Here is a 15,019-nt window from a genome sequence, read left to right on the forward strand (position 1 = left end):
CGTTGACCACCCCGTCCGTCGCCGAGCAGACCGAAGGCCTGACGATCCCGCGGCTGCTGCACCGCAACGCGGTCGACTACCCGGACCTGCCGGCGATCACCTCGCTCGACATCGAAGGCAAGCCGACGCTCAGCTGGCTGGAGTTCCGCACCGCGATCGCGGAGGTCTCGCGCGGCCTCGCCGGGCTCGGGCTCGCCGCCGGCGACCGGATGCTGATCATGGCACCCGGCTGCCCGGACCACATCATCGCCGACCTCGCCGCGACGCACCTGTCCGCGATCCCGTGCACCGCCTACGCCACGCTCAGCCCGGACCAGATCCGGTACGTCGCGCGGCACAGCGCGGCCCCGGTCGTCGTGCTCGGCGGCGAGACCGAGCTGGCGCGCTGGCGGCAGGTGCTCGACGACCTCCCGGCCCTGCGCCACATCGTCGTCATGGACGAGGCCGCGATCCCCGCGGGCGACGAGCGGTTCCACTCCTTCGCTTCCGTGCGGGAACAGGGCCGGGAAGCGCTTGCCGCCGACCCCGGCTCGTTCGAGGCGTCGTGGCAGGAGATCAAGCCGGACGACCCGCTGTCGATGATCTACACGTCCGGCACGACCGGCGACCCCAAGGGCGTCGTGCTCTCGCACCGCAACGCGATCCACCAGGCGTACGCGGTGACCGAGCTGCACCACCCGCCGATGCACGCGTCGAACATCGCGTACCTGCCGCTCGCGCACATCGCCGAGCGGGAGCTGTCGATCTACCTGCCGATCGTGTGGGCCGGGCACGTGCACACGCTCGCCGACCCGGCCGGCGTCGTCGGCGCGCTCGGCCAGGTGCACCCGGAAAGCTTCTTCGGCGTCCCGCGCGTGTGGGAGAAGATGGTCGCCGGGCTGAAGAACATGCTCGGCGGCGTCCCGGAGGAGCGGCGCACGGCGTTGCTGCAGGCGAACGAGCTGCTGCAGCAGGGCTACAAGCTGCGCAGCGCCGGGCAGCCGGTGCCCGAGGAGCTGGCCGAGAAGATCCGGCAGACCGACGAAGCCGCGCTCGCCCCGATCCGCGCGCTGCTCGGGCTCGACAAGGTGCTGGTCGCCTCCAGCGGCGCGGCCGCCCTGCCGGTCGAGATCATCTACTTCCTGGCCGGCCTCGGCGTCGAGATCTGCGAGGTCTGGGGCCTGTCCGAGACGACCGGCGCGGCGACGTCGAACTCCGGCGAGGCGTTCCGCGCGGGCACCGTCGGCAAGCCGCTCGCCGACATCGAGGTGAAGGTCGCCGAAGACGGCGAGCTGCTGGTGCGCGGCCCGATCGTCTTCCTCGGCTACCTGCAGGAGGACGGGACGATCGCCGACGCCACCGACGCCGACGGCTGGTACGCCACCGGCGACATCGGCACGGTCGACGAAGACGGCTTCGTGACGATCACCGACCGCAAGAAGGAACTGATCATCACCTCGAGCGGCAAGAACATCGCGCCGACCCGGGTCGAGGGCCTGCTCAAGGAGCACCCGCTGATCGGCCAGGCGGTCGCGATCGGCGACGACCGGCCGTACGTGACGGCGCTGATCGTGCTCGACGACGAGATCGCCCCCGGCTGGGCCGCGGCGAACGGCGTCGAAGCGTCGCCGGAGGAACTCGCCGACCACCCGGCCGTGCGCGCCGAGCTGGAACGCGCGGTCGAGTCGGCCAACAGCAGGCTGGCCCGGATCGAGCAGATCAAGCGCTACCACGTGCTCCCGAAGGCGTGGACGCCCGAGTCCGGCGAGCTGACCCCGACGCTCAAGCTCAAGCGCCGGGTCATCAACGACCGCTATTCGGCCGACATCGAGGCGCTGTATGCGGCGACGCGCGACCCCGAGCCGGCGGCCGGTTCCTAGGCAGTCCGGGGCGAGGTCGACTCCGTCCACTTGCGCAGCCGCGGCGGGACGCGCTTTTCCAGGCCGTAGTTCTCCAGGTGGGCGGAGAAGACCTCGTCGAACGCCTTCTGCACCGTCTCGGTGTCCCACACCGGGCGCTCGAGGATCGGCTGCTTGAGGAACGGCTGGCCCATGACGTGCAGCTGCGGGCCGTTGCACCGGATCATCTGCCCGGTGATGCCGTGCGAGCCCTCGCCGAGCAGGAACAGCACGACCGGCGCGATCCGGGCCGGCGTGCGGTCCGGCGGGCACGCGCGCAGCGAGCGTTCGGACTTCCACACCATCCGCGTGTGCGCGAGCGGGCAGACGGCGTTGACGCGGATGCCCTGCTCTTCGAGGTCCAGCGCCCAGGAGTAGGTCAGCGACGCGACCGCGCCCTTGCTCGCCGCGTACACGCCGAGCTTGCGCTGCCCGAGCGAAGCGCCCGAAGAGATGTTGACGATCGAACCGCCGGTGCCGGCGCCGACCATCGCCTTGATCGCGGCCAGGCCCGTGTTGACCACGCCCATGACGTTGACTCCGACGAGTTCGCGCGCCAGCTCGGCGTCGTCCTCCCACGGCAGGGCCTCGTAGTTCAGGCCGGCGTTGTTCACCAGCCCGTCGATCCCGCCGAACTCCTTGACGCACAGGTCCACGATCTCCTGCGCCTCTCCGGCCTCGGCCACGCTGTGCCCGCTGGCCACGGCGCGGCCGCCGTGCGCGCGGATGTTCTCCGCCGTGCGCTCGGCCAGCTCGACGTCGACGTCGTTGACGACCACCGACCCGCCCGCCCGGGCGACGTGCACCGCGAACGCCTCACCCAGGCCACGGCCGGCGCCGGTCACCACGACCGCCTTGCCCTGCATCAACCCGTCCATCGTCGTCTCCCCGCTCTGCGGCGCGCCGCCATTGGCGCGGTCCGTCCACCCCGGCCGGCTCTGCTGTCCAGTCTTGGCCCATTCGGTCCAGTGGGGCATCGTCGCGACGACGAGCGGCCGCCGCCCTGCGCCGAGCGAATCCGGTTCGATCAGCCCGGAGGTACCCGCGGGCCGGTCACGGCCAATCACCGGACCCCGAAGGGGGCGTAACCCGATCGGCTCCGAAGGGAGCTGCGCGGAGCCGTTCCGGGGACACCGGCGGGTAATCGGCGGCATACTGACAGTGCTTCCGGGCGGACGAGTGTGACTCCACCGGACGGGGTCGTCACACACGAGGCACAATGCGAGCGCACCCATTCACTCGATCGGGGGACGGTGGTTACGAGGTGACGACGCGCGCGACCCCCCGCCTCCGGGCCGTCCTGGCCAACCGCGAGTTCCGCGCGCTGTGGTTCGCCGAAACGCAGTCGATGCTCGGCGACCAGCTGACCATCGTCGCGCTGGCCATCCTCGTCTTCGACCGGACCGGGTCGCCGCTGCTGTCGGCCGTCGTCTACGCGCTGACGTTCCTGCCCGCGCTCGCCGGCGGGCTCGGGTTGTCCCAGCTCGCGGACCGGTTCCCGCGGCGCGCGGTGCTCGTGTCCGGCTCGCTCGCGCAGGCCGTGCTGATCGGGCTGATGGCGCTGCCCGGGATGCCGATGGGCTGGCTGTTCGTCCTCTTCGTCCTCGCCCGGCTGGCGAACGCGCCGGGCAACGCGGCGCAGAACGCGCTCGGCCGCGAGATCTTCGGCGACGACGACGTCTACCTGCAGAGCCAGGACCTGCGTGGGATCACGAACAACACCGCGATGCTGGCCGGCCTCGCCGCCGGCGGGCTGCTGGTGACCGGCCTCGGCACGTCGTGGGCGCTGGCGATCGACGCGCTGACGTTCCTCGTCGCCGCCGTCGCCGTGCGGCTGGCGGTGCTGCGGCGACCGGCCGCGGGGGACGGCGGCGCCCCGTGGTTCGGCGCCGTCCGGCAGGTTTTCGGCGACGAACGGCTGCGGGTGCTGCTCTACCTGTCGTGGCTCGTCGGCCTCGCGGTGATCCCGGAGGGCCTCGCCGCGCCGCTCGCCGCACAGCTGGGCGCGGGCGATCAGGCGGTGGGCTGGCTGCTGGCGGCCGATCCGCTCGGCTTCGTCGTCGGGACGTTCCTGCTTTCGCGGTTCGTCTCGACGGAGCACCGGCGCCGGCTGCTGGGGGTGCTGGCCGCGCTGCCGCTGGCCGCGCTCGCGGCGTTCGCGCTGCGGCCGAGCCTCGCGGTCGCGCTGGTCCTGCTCGCGCTGGCCGGCGCGACGGGCGCGTACGTCATCACGGTGTCGGCCACGTTCATCACGTGGGTGCCCAATGACATCCGGGGCAGTGCCGGCGGGCTCTACCGCACGGGGCTGCGGGTCGCCCAGGGTGTGGGCGTGGGCATCGGCGGGCTCGTGGCCCAGTGGCTCGGGTCCGCGCACGCGACGATCGCGCTCGCGGGGGCGGTGGGACTGCTGCTGGCGGTGCCGGTCGCGTTGTCCTGGCGCCGGGTGGGCGCCGCGGAACCGGAACCGCGGCCGTCATGAGCGGACCGGATCAGAAGTCACGGTTGGCCATCGGACGCCACCTCTCCGTGCGGACAAGATCATGAACGACATTCACGGACGACAATTCGCGGGTGGTTCAGAAGTCGCGGTTGCGCATGGGGGCCACCTCCGTGCGGGGAGAGTCTCGGAGAACCTTTTCCGCCGCGTTCCCGGCAGTTCCTCCGGGCCCTTGGCAGGCGTGTTGCTGTGGGATGATACCCGGCCGCGGAATGCGTGAACACTCTGCCAGGTACCGATGAGATTACTCAAGGCGACGACTAGGCTGGAAAGGAGGTGACCAATTGCATCCAGGACCGGACGGCGACCCGCACGGGCCGGGTGACCCGGCGCCGGCGCACCGGGAAACCGAAGCGGAACGGGGCGTGACCACGGACGGGCCGGCGGCCACTACCGGTGGTCCACCGGCGACCCTCCGCGCCGACCACCCGTACCGGCCGCGCAACTGGGCGCTGTGGCGCCGCCGGCCGCCCCAGATCGCGTTCATGCTCGCGGCCCAAGCAGTCGCCCTCGCCGTTATCGCCGTGGCGTTCGCGCGGTCCCCCATTCCGTCCGGAAACGACTGGATCAATTGCGCGATCCTGGCCGCCGGGGCCACCGTGCACATCCAATTGACCCAGCGCCAGGAAGAGCGGCGACGCAGCCGCACGAAAACGGTGCTGATCGACCTGACCGCCGTCTGGACGTTTTCCGCGGCGATGATCCTGCCGGTCCCGCTGATTCTTTTCGTCATCGCCGTCATCCGCGCGCAGCATTGGTTCATCGCGCGGCGGCCGGCCAACAACTTCCTTTTCTCGTCGATCACGCACGGCCTCGCGGCGACGCTCGCGCACGTCACCTACACGTCGCTCGGACCGCACCTGGCGGGCTCGCCGGACTGGGGCGGCTTCCTCCGCGAGTCGGGCACGATCGTGCTCACCGGGCTCATCTACGAGGCCATCCAGATCGCGTACGTGGGCGGGGTCCTGCTGCTCGGATCCCCCGCCGGGCGCACGGTTCGTAACGTCCTCGGCAGCCCCGCCGACAACACGCTCGAAGCGATCACCATCGGCCTGGGGGCGGTGACCGCGATCCTGCTCGCCGCTGTGCCGCCGATGGTGGCGGTGATGGCCGTGGTCACCGTGGTCTTCAATCGGCTCGCGGAACTCGACCAGCTCCAGAACGACGTCCGGACCGACCCGAAAACCGGGATTCTCAACATGCGCGGCTGGTCGGAGTCGGCCGAGCGGGCACTCGAACGGACCGCACGATCGGGTGATCAACTGGCACTGCTGATGGTCGATCTCGACCACTTCAAGTGGATTAACGACACCTATGGACATCCGGCGGGCGACGACGTGCTCCGGACGGTTGCGCAAACCCTCGACGAAGTGACGAGACCGAGCGACTTGGTCGGCCGTTTCGGGGGTGAGGAATTCCTCATTCTGCTCCCGGACATCGACGAGGAGTCGACGTGGGACGCGGCCGAACGCATACGCGTTGCCATTGCCAAGTTGCATATCGTGACAACGGACAAGCGCGGCGATCCCGCCACGATCGCCGACCGGACCACGTCGATCGGCGTGGCCCGGCACCCCCGCCACGGGGACACGCTGGAGAGGTTGCTGCAATCGGCGGACGCGGCGGTGTACTTGGCGAAGGAGAACGGCCGCGACCAGGTGTGTTTCGCCCCGGACACCCCGGGCGGCGGCCTCCCGAGCCCCACCGAAGCCTGACGCTCACGAGGGCGTGCGGCCGGGTGCGTCGGCCAGCCGGACCGTGAGTTCGCGCTTCACCAGCACCTCCGCCGACGTCCCGTGCGCCACCGCCGACGCCAGCCGCAGGCTCTCGCCCCGGTACCCCGCCGACTCCAGCCGCAGGACCGTCGCCCCCGGGGCCGGGCGTGGGTGGCACCAGTGGCGCACCACCCCGGTGCCCTCCGGGTCCTTGCCCACGATCAAGTACTCGTACCCCAGGTCGTCCGTCACCCGGCCGAGGCCGTTCCACCACAGCGCCCGCAGGACCGGAGCGTCGCCGGCCAGTTCCACCGGGGGATCCGCCAGGACGTCGACCCGGAAGCCGCCGTCGCCCACCCGCAGCGACCGGGCCTCCAGGAAACCGGCCACGCCGGCGACCTCGACGGCCTCGCCGTCCGCCGATGCCCGCGGCAGCAGCGCCGCCACCGCCAGCTCCGCCGCGTGCCGCCCGTCGGCCGCGTCCGGGACCAGCGGCACCCCCCGGAGCGAGGCGGCCAGCAACCGGGCACCCGTCGCCGACGCCCAGCCCAGCGCCGCCGCCCGCAACCCCGGCTCCGCCCGGACCCGCGACAGCTGGGGGCCGCGTCCGCTGAACCGGGCCGCGCGCACCAGCCGGGCCGCCTCCGGTGCTTCCGAGCCGAACAGGCCCGTCATCGCCCGGTCGAGCGCCCGCGACTGCGCGGCCAGCACCACCCGCACCACCGTCCCCGGCCGCGCGGAAGCCAGCTCCGCCGGCGCGCACGCACGCAACGCCCGCGCCAGCACGCGCAGGTCCGGGGAGGCCGGCGAGCGCAACGCCGCGCCGGGAGCGAGCCGGCGCAACGCGCACACCGTGTTCTCCACGGGCACCACAAGCGAGCCCACCGCACGCCCTCCCGGTCGCCGCACCCCCGCCGTCATTCTCCCCGGCTCGAAGCGGGGAAGGAACGTAAGAAGGGGCAGTCCGAGCGCCACCCGATCGGGCAACGCGATTCCGGGGGTTAGCCCCGTGTCGCCGCCGGGACGGGGCTGGCACCCTGGGACCATGCCAGCCCCGACCCAGCCGCCGCGTGTCCGCCGACCCTGGTCGACGTCCGGCTGGCTGCTGCTGGTCCTGCTGGTCGTCTTCGCCTTCGGCCTGATCGCCTCGCGCCCGCCCGCGCCGCCGGACCAGGGCCCGCCCACCGGCGACGTCCTGGCCGCGCAGAACGCCATCGAGGCGCTCGTCCACCCCGGCCCGCACCCGGACGCGCTCGCCCGGCTGCCGAAGGACTTCACCGCGCTCAGCGGCGTCACCCCCGGCGCGATGCCGGCCCGCGACGGCACCGTCCGCGCCGTGCACACCGACGGCGGCTGCTCGACGCCGTGGGGCGACGACAACACGAAGTGGGACTACGCCGTGCCGTGCAAGGCGCACGACCTCGGCTACGACCTGCTGCGCTACGCCGACCGCAAGGGCCACCCGCTCGGCCCCGAGGTCCGCGAAGCGCTCGACAACCAGCTGTCGCACGACATGCACCACGCCTGCGACCTCAACCCGATGAACTCGGCGGCCACCTGCCGGGTCGTCGCGACGCTCTACTCCGCCGGCCTGGTCGTCAACTCGTGGCACCAGCGCTGGGGCCCGCCGGTCGGCGACCCGATCGGCCCGATGGTCGCCGGCGTGCTCGTGATCGCCTGCCTGCTCGTGTTCCGGCTGCGCGGCTGGCTGCGCGCCCGGCGCGAACCACGCGTGCCGGTCACCGCTGGCCCGCCCGCCGAGGTCACCCGGTGGGCGCTGCTCGGCGCGGGCGGGGTCGTCCTGCTGCTCGTCGGCGAGTCGGTGACGGCGCTCGCGCACTGGGCCGGCGCGCCCGAGACGTCCCTCTGGCCGCTGACCTGGCTCGCCCAGCTCGCCCCGCTGATCTTCTTCGCCGGCGGGCACGCCAACGCGGCGGGCTGGCGCGCCGAGCAGGACCACGGCGGCGGCTACCGCCACTACCTGGCCGAACGCGCGAGCCCGCTGCTGCGCCCGGCGTTGATCTTCGCCGTCGTCGCCCTGTTGACGCCGCTCGCGCTCGAACTGCTCGGCATCCCGGCCGGCACGACGGCGACGGTCATGCGGATCGCGCTGCACCCGCTGTGGCTGCTCGGGGTCTACCTGCTGACGATCGTCTGCGCGCCGCCGCTGCTGGCCCTGCACCGCCGGGCCCCGGTGAGCGCGGCGGCCGGGCTGCTCGTGCTGGTCGTCGGCGGCGAACTGGCCGCGGACGCGACCGGCTCGCCGCTGCCCCGCTTCGCGGCGACGTTCGCCCTCGCGCTTCTCGCCCAGCAACTCGCCTTCGCGCACGCCGACGGCGTACGCCCGTCACGACGGCTGCTCGCCGCGGCCGCCGCCACCGGCGTCGCGGGCCTTGCCGTGGCGAGCGTCCTGCGGGCCGGGCCGCCCGTCCTGCTCGGCAGCCCGGGCGCCCCGGCGGCCTTGTCGGCGCCGCCGTGGGGCGTGCTGCTGCTCGGCCTGGTCCAGCTCGGCGTGCTCGGGCTCGTGGCCGGCCCGCTCGGCAGGCTCGGCGACCGGCCGCGCGTCACCGCCGTGTGCCGGTTGGTCGTGCGCGCGCCGATGAGCCTCTACCTGGCGTTCCTCGCCGCGATGCTGCTGCTGGTCGCGGTCGTCTACCTGCCCGGCCGGATCGCCGACGGCCTGAGCTGGCTGGTCCGGCCGCGCACGCTGGTCGCGGTCGGGCTGCTCGCGGTGCCCGCGACCCTGGTCTTCTGGTGGTTCGAGCGGCACAGCCACCACGGACGGCGGCCCCGCGCGGCCGAGCTCCCCGGCCGCCGGGCGGTCGTCCTGACGCGGGCCGCGGCCGCGTTCGGCATCGGCTACGCGACGCTCGGCGTGTTCGGCTTCGCGCTGACCCGCTTCGGCGGAGTCGCGGCCGACGCCGACCTGCTGGGCCTGCGGCTCGACCCGATCCAGAGCCTGGTGCACCTGCTGCTCGGGGTGTTCCTGCTGCACGCGATCCGGCTCGGGGCGGGCGCGGCGACCGGCACCTGGCTCGCCACGGCGCTCGCCTGCGCGCCCTCGCTGCTGTTCGCCGACGGCGGCGGCACGTCCGAGCTCCTCGGCGTCACGCTCCACGCGGCGACGGCCGGGTTCGCCCTGCTCGCGGCGGCGGGCACGCTGCTGCCGGCCCGCCGGACGCCGATCCGGCTCCCTGACCAGGCGTAACCGGCGCGGATGCGGGAAACTGGGTGGTGCGTGCCACATTCACAGGGGGATGTGTAACGCTACGGCAACCAGGTGCGGGCACCATGCGTCCCAACCCCAGGACCACCGATCGAAGCAGTGAGGAGTCGCCCGCGTGGATCACCCGCCTCGGAACGGGCAAGGCGACCGCCGCCCCGCCCGGCCCTGGCAGGACGAGCCAGGCCGGCGCGGCACCCCGCCGTCCCGCCGCCCCGCGCCCCGCCGTGAACCGGCGGACGCGCGCCGGAGCGCTCCGCCGGCCCGCCGGCCCCAGCCGAAGCCCGCCCCGCGCGCCCGCCGCAACTCCTTCCGCGGCGCGAAGATCGCGCTGGCCGTCGTGTCGCTGCTGGTGATGGGCCTGACCGGGTACGCGTGGGCCGCCATGCAGGGCCTGGTCAACGGGCTGAACTACGCGAACGTGATCAGCGACGGCGGTGGCGGCGACAAGCCCGCCGACGGCGCCCGCGACATCCTGCTGGTCGGCCTGGACAGCCGCACCGACGCCCAGGGCAACCCGCTCTCGCGCGAGGTGCTCGACGAGCTGCGCGCCGGCGACTCCGACGGCGAGCTCAACACCGACTCGCTGATCTTCGTGCACATCCCGAACGACGGCAGCAAGGCCGTCGCGATGTCGCTGCCGCGGGACTCCTACGTGGACATCCCCGGCTACGGCAAGCACAAGATCAACTCCGCCTACGCCCGCGCGATGCTGCAGGCCCGCAAGGACCTGCAGAAGCAGGGCGTCACGGACCCGAAGGAGCTCGACGTCAAGGCCAACCAGGCCGGGGCGAAGGAGCTCATCGAGACCATCGAGAAGCTCACCGGGTCCACCATCGACAACTACGCCGCGGTCAACCTGCTCGGCTTCAGCGACATCACGAAGGCCATCGGCGGCGTCGACGTCTGCCTCAACAACAACGTCAAGGACCAGTACTCCGGCGCGGACTTCACCAAGGGCCAGCACACGATCTCCGGCGTGCAGGCGCTCGAGTTCGTCCGGCAGCGCCACGGCCTGCCCAACGGCGACCTCGACCGGGTCGTCCGCCAGCAGGTGTTCATGGCCGGGATGGCCCGCAAGGTGCTCTCGGCAGGCACGCTGACCAACCCGGGCAAGCTGTCCGACCTGATCGACGCCATCAAGAAGTCGGTCGTGCTCAACCAGAACTGGGACATCTTCGGGTTCGCCCAGCAGATGAAGGGCCTGACCGGCGGCCAGCTCGAGTTCCGCACGATCCCGGTGAAGAACATCGAGTACAAGACCCCCGAGGACGGCACGGCCATCCAGGTCGACCCGGCCGAGGTGAAGCAGTTCGTGCAGAGCCTCGCCGGGCCGCAGCCGGGCGCCACGACGCCGCCGGCGCAGCAGGCCGACCCCGCGAACAAGGCGACCACGGTCGACGTGCGCAACGCCTCGGGCAAGACCGGCCTGGCCGCGAGCGTCGCCAAGACCCTGGAGGCCAAGGGCTTCACCTCCGGCGACACGGCGAACGCGACCGCGCGCAAGACCACGGTGATCTGGGTGCCGAAGGGCGGCAAGGACAAGGGCCAGGCCGTCGCCGAAGCCCTCGGTGGCTCGCCGACGGTCCAGGAGGACAAGAGCGTCCAGGCGGGACACGTGATGGTGTTCCTCGGCTCGGACTACGAGGGCGAGAGCTCGAACGCGAGCGCCGGGTCCGGTGCCGCCGCGGGCGCGACGTCGCAGGCCCCGGCCCCGCCGCCGGCCGACGAGGAGAAGCCGATCACCGCCGAAGGCGTCCCCTGCGTCAACTGAAAGCCAGTCGCAGACTGCAATTTGCACGCTCAGCCACCTGTCGTTAACCCGATCGGCCTAACTCGCGCAATCGGTATCAAAGACATGCCCGGATTCGCGTAAGGGCCGGCCTCCTGCGCACTTACATAAAGGTGAGGGTGCACCTGCACGGGAAAGTTGTCACTTCCGTACCGGTGCCGCGGGAGAGCACGGCAGGGGACATTGATGTGCTGATCGACGCTGAGGAGTATCAGCGGATTCTCGGAGACGAGCTCCGCAAGCTCAGGCGCAGCCGAGGCTGGACGCGCAAGGAGCTGAACCAGCACCTGCAGAGCGAGATTTCGCTGCAGACGCTGGCCACCTACGAACTGGGCACCAGACAGTGCTCCGTGGTGCGCCTGGTCGAGCTGTGCGTCGCGATGGACGAGCTGCCCCAGGACCTGCTGGCCAAGGTGCACCGCCGCGTGTTCGTCGACGAGCCCGGCCGGGTCCGCGTCGACCTGCGCAAGGTCGTCGCCGACGCCTCCGACGACCTGCTGCCGCTGCGCCGCTGGGCCGAGGACCGGCTGCAGCAGGCCGGCGAGCACGGCGCGGGCGAGATCGCGCTCGACCTGCCGGCGCTGGAGCGCATGGCCGAGCTGTGCGGGCTGCCGACCGTCGACCTGATCGCGCGCCTGCGCCGCTACGCCTCCCGCTGATCCCCGCGGTCCCCACCGGCCTCCTCCGCCGGCGGGGACCGCGCCCGGTCAGCCGACCAGGAAGTCCTCGCGCCGCACCTTGCGCGTGTCCAGCCAGTACCGCCAGGTGAAGCCCGGCCAGATCGTCCGGTTGACGCCCTTCGCGTCCAGGTACCAGCTCTTGCAGCCGCCGCGCGTCCAGATGCCCTTCGCGAGCTTGCGCTGGATCGCGGTGTTGAACCGCTCCTGCACCTCGGGCTTGGGCTCGATCGCCCGGCCGCGCGCCAGCCGCAGCGCCTCGGCGACGTAGGAGATCTGGGCCTCGATCATGAACACGACGGAGTTGTGCCCGAGCCCGGTGTTCGGGCCGAGCAGGAAGAACAGGTTCGGGAAGCCGGCGACGGTGATCCCGAGGTGCGTCCGCATCCCCTCGGTCGCCCACTCCTTGCCGAGGTTCCGCCCGTCGCGCCCGACGATCTCCAGGTCGTCGAAGGCGTCGGTGACGTGGAAGCCGGTGCCGTAGACGATGACGTCGGCCTCGTGCTCGACCCCGGCGGCGTCGACGACGCTGTGTTCGCGGACCTCGCGCACGCCGTCGGTCACGACGTCGACGTTGTCCCGGGCCAGCGCCGGGTAGTAGTCGTTGGAGATGAGCACGCGCTTGCAGCCCATGGTGTAGTCCGGCGTGACCTTACGCCGTAAGGCCGGGTCGGTGATCGCGCGGTCGATGTTGCGCTTGGCGAGCCGCTGCCCGAGCTTCATCACCCACGACTGGCCGTTGAAGCCGATCGCGCGCGCTTCGAGCAGCCAGTACAGCAGGTTCCGGTAGGCGCGCTGGGCCGGCGGGAACGCCTTGAACAACGCGCGGGTGCGCCCGGACATCTCGTGGTCGGCCTTCGGCATGATCCACGGCGGCGTCCGCTGGAACAGCGTCAGCTCTTCGACGTCCGGCGCGATCTTCGGCACGAACTGGACCGCGCTGGCGCCGGTGCCGATCACCGCGACCTTCTTGCCCTTCAGGTCGACGTCGTGACGCCACCGCGCGGAGTGATAGGCCGGGCCGGCGAAGTTCTCGATGCCGGGCAACTCCGGGACCATCGGCAGGTGCAGGGCACCGACCCCGGCGACCAGGGCGTCCGCCACGAACTCGTCGCCGCCCCTCGTGGCGACGTGCCAGCGGTTCTCGTCGGCGTCCCAGCGGGCGCCGGTCATCTCCTGGCCGAAGCGGGTGAACCGGCGCAGGTCGTGCTTGTCGGCCACTTCGCGCATGTACCGCCAGATCTCCGGCTGCGGCGAGTACGCCCGCGACCAGCCCGGGTTCTGCTCGAAGGAGAACGAGTACATGTGCGACGGGATGTCGCAGGCACACCCGGGGTAGCTGTTGTCCCGCCACGTGCCGCCGACGTCGTGCGCCTTCTCGAGGATGACGAAGTCGTCGCGCCCCTCCTTGCGCAGCTGGATCGCCATGCCGAGACCGGAGAACCCGGTCCCGACGATGACGACCCCGGTCTCCGTGCGGTTTCCCATCGCGCCTCCCGGTTGCCTGTTACCCGTCGTCCATCTTACTCGGAGTAGGTTACTGCCGGTAGAGTGTTGCCCATGACGACCGCGAAGCGCAAGCGCATGCCCCGGGCCGAGCGGATGCGGCAAATGGTCGAGGTCGCCGAAGAGGTCTTCGCGGCCCGCGGCTACGCGGCGGCGTCCATGGACGAGATCGCCGAGCTCGTGGGCGTCTCCAAGCCGATGCTCTACGAGTACTTCAACTCGAAGGAAGGCCTGCTCCTGGCCTGCATCCGCGAGTCCCGGTCGGTCCTGCGCGAGGTCACCGAGCAGGCGACGGTCGGCGCGGCCACCGCCGAGGACGCCCTGCGCCGCGGCCTGCTGGCCTTCTTCGTCTTCATCCGCGAGCGGCGCCAGGCGTGGTCCCTGCTGCGCCACGAGATGGCCTTGATCGGCACGCCGGCCGCCGACGAGGTCGAGGAGACCCGCCGCCAGCAGACCGACCTCATCGCCGCCCTCATGAGCGGCCACTTCGACAGCGGCGACGACCTGAGGGCCGAAGCGGCCGCGGAATTCGTGGTCGGAGCGTGCGAACGGCTCGCGATCTGGTGCGAGCGCCACGACGAAGTGGACCCCGAGACGGCCACCGGATACGCCATGGACGTGCTGTGGAGTGGCCTCCAGCACCGTGCACGGTAAAATGCAAGTGCATTAGGCCATTCGGTCGTTACTCAGCGCTGTCGTGTCGTGTGACACAGAGTTGCTCTACGGTGTCGAGGACACGGTAGAAAGTGTGCTGGACTTTTCGCAGCCGAGAGGGGGCGCGTGTACCGCGTCATGGGAATGCGGTAGCCGCGTCACGGTTGTGTAAAGCATGCTGGAGAGGGAGAGGGGCGTGAGGCAGATGGTGGAAATGATCACGGCGACGTACAGCCAAGAAGACGCCGACTGGGCGATCACGGTCAGCGGCCAGGGCAAGGAACTGACGGCGCGAGCACCCGGCATCATCGCCGCACGCGACCGAGCCGACCAGCTGGTCGAGGAGCTCGGCGGCGAAGGCAAGACGACCGTCGTCCACCTGCTCAACGGCAGCGCGTTCGAGTTCACCCAGGCCTACATGACCGCCCGGCTGACCCTCCCCAAGCTGCCCCCGCTCGAGGTCCCGCCGCCCGGCAGCGTGCCCAAGCAGCAGAAGGCCGTCGCGGAGAAGAAGCCGGCGCTGCCCCCGAGCAAGCAGCTCCCCAAAGCGGTCGAGGAAAGCAAGCCGGCAGCGGAGCCCGCCCAGCCCGAGAAAGCAGCCGAGCAGGCCCGCGCCTGAGAAGGCCTACTTCAGGAGCTTGCGCACCAACAGGACCACCACGAGGATCCCGCCACCGATCAACGGGTACTTGACCTTCGGGTTGTCCAGCTTCGCACGCACCCCACGCTGCGCCGCATCGGCGAGCTTCTTCGGGTCGGCCTTGACGGTCAGCTGATCGAGCGTCGCCGCCAAAGCGGTCCTCGCCTGCTCGATCTCACGCTCGATCGTCTCCGGATCGCGAGCCACGTGTCCTCCTCGCCGCTGGAACTACCCCACCCAACTTAGACGACCGCCCCGCGTCCCCCGCACGGGCCACGCCGCACGCTACGCTGCCAAGTGCACCGGGCCCGTAGCCCAATTGGCAGAGGCACATGGTTTAGGTCCATGCCAGTGAGAGTTCGAGTCTCTCCGGGCCCACTTTCCGCTTCCCGCTCGGCACCGCTCCGGATTCGACGCAAGCGTGGCCGCACGATGAGA

The 15,019-nt window shown here is 71.5% G+C and carries 12 protein-coding genes and 1 tRNA gene; 9 read left to right on the top strand and 4 right to left on the bottom strand.

The annotated features are described in order from the left end of the window. Positions 1–2 precede the first annotated feature (2 nt). Entirely contained in the window at positions 3–1,859 is a 1,857-nt protein-coding gene (locus tag BLV96_RS13600) for an AMP-dependent synthetase/ligase (protein ID WP_086674905.1), read from the top strand. On the opposite strand, the gene BLV96_RS13605 is transcribed toward BLV96_RS13600, so the two are convergent. Continuing rightward, positions 1,856–2,755, bottom strand: a complete 900-nt coding sequence (locus tag BLV96_RS13605; RefSeq protein WP_086674906.1) for an SDR family NAD(P)-dependent oxidoreductase — start codon at positions 2,753–2,755, stop codon at positions 1,856–1,858. The two genes, BLV96_RS13600 and BLV96_RS13605, sit on opposite strands and share 4 nt — an antisense overlap. A 341-nt stretch (positions 2,756–3,096) precedes the next feature. On the opposite strand from BLV96_RS13605, the gene BLV96_RS13610 reads away from it, so the two are divergent. Then, positions 3,097–4,356: an MFS transporter gene (locus BLV96_RS13610; RefSeq protein ID WP_086674907.1), complete on the top strand. Its 1,260-nt coding sequence runs from the start codon at positions 3,097–3,099 to the stop codon at positions 4,354–4,356. Between the two features lie 302 nt (positions 4,357–4,658). Beyond that, positions 4,659–6,089: a sensor domain-containing diguanylate cyclase gene (locus tag BLV96_RS13615; RefSeq protein ID WP_086674908.1), complete on the top strand. Its 1,431-nt coding sequence runs from the start codon at positions 4,659–4,661 to the stop codon at positions 6,087–6,089. Between the two features lie 3 nt (positions 6,090–6,092). Here BLV96_RS13615 and BLV96_RS13620 read toward each other — a convergent pair whose 3' ends face one another. Beyond that, entirely contained in the window at positions 6,093–6,974 is an 882-nt protein-coding gene (locus BLV96_RS13620; protein ID WP_244180214.1) for a hypothetical protein, read from the bottom strand. A 160-nt stretch (positions 6,975–7,134) separates the two neighbouring features. Between BLV96_RS13620 and BLV96_RS13625 the strand changes: the two genes are divergently transcribed. The 3 genes from BLV96_RS13625 to BLV96_RS13635 all read left to right on the top strand — a co-directional run bounded on the left by BLV96_RS13625 (position 7,135) and on the right by BLV96_RS13635 (position 11,763). Next, positions 7,135–9,297 carry a phospholipase A2 gene (locus tag BLV96_RS13625; RefSeq protein ID WP_086674910.1) on the top strand — a complete coding sequence of 721 codons (2,163 nt, stop codon included), beginning with the start codon at positions 7,135–7,137 and terminating at the stop codon, positions 9,295–9,297. A 133-nt stretch (positions 9,298–9,430) separates the two neighbouring features. Then, positions 9,431–11,086, top strand: a complete 1,656-nt coding sequence (locus tag BLV96_RS13630) for an LCP family protein (protein WP_091389167.1) — start codon at positions 9,431–9,433, stop codon at positions 11,084–11,086. Between the two features lie 206 nt (positions 11,087–11,292). After that, positions 11,293–11,763, top strand: coding sequence for a helix-turn-helix domain-containing protein (locus BLV96_RS13635; RefSeq protein ID WP_086679919.1), 471 nt, complete (start codon positions 11,293–11,295; stop codon positions 11,761–11,763). Between the two features lie 48 nt (positions 11,764–11,811). Here the strand turns inward: BLV96_RS13635 and BLV96_RS13640 are convergent, their stop codons facing one another. Further along, the gene (locus BLV96_RS13640; RefSeq protein WP_086679917.1) at positions 11,812–13,269 is read right to left on the bottom strand and encodes a flavin-containing monooxygenase; all 1,458 of its coding nucleotides are present in this window, start codon (positions 13,267–13,269) and stop codon (positions 11,812–11,814) included. Between the two features lie 72 nt (positions 13,270–13,341). Between BLV96_RS13640 and BLV96_RS13645 the strand changes: the two genes are divergently transcribed. Further along, entirely contained in the window at positions 13,342–13,941 is a 600-nt protein-coding gene (locus tag BLV96_RS13645) for a TetR/AcrR family transcriptional regulator (RefSeq protein ID WP_086679915.1), read from the top strand. A gap of 205 nt (positions 13,942–14,146) precedes the next feature. Continuing rightward, positions 14,147–14,560, top strand: coding sequence for a hypothetical protein (locus tag BLV96_RS13650; RefSeq protein ID WP_208608246.1), 414 nt, complete (start codon positions 14,147–14,149; stop codon positions 14,558–14,560). Positions 14,561–14,566: 6 nt separating this feature from the next. Here the strand turns inward: BLV96_RS13650 and BLV96_RS13655 are convergent, their stop codons facing one another. Next, complete coding sequence (locus BLV96_RS13655; RefSeq protein ID WP_086679911.1) at positions 14,567–14,788, bottom strand: DUF3618 domain-containing protein; 222 nt, start codon at positions 14,786–14,788, stop codon at positions 14,567–14,569. Positions 14,789–14,885: 97 nt separating this feature from the next. Between BLV96_RS13655 and BLV96_RS13660 the strand changes: the two genes are divergently transcribed. After that, positions 14,886–14,959: transfer RNA gene (locus tag BLV96_RS13660), tRNA-Leu, on the top strand. Positions 14,960–15,019: the final 60 nt, after the last annotated feature.

It is taken from the genome of Amycolatopsis pretoriensis, from assembly GCF_900107925.1.
Taxonomy (GTDB): Bacteria; Actinomycetota; Actinomycetes; order Mycobacteriales; family Pseudonocardiaceae; genus Amycolatopsis; species Amycolatopsis pretoriensis.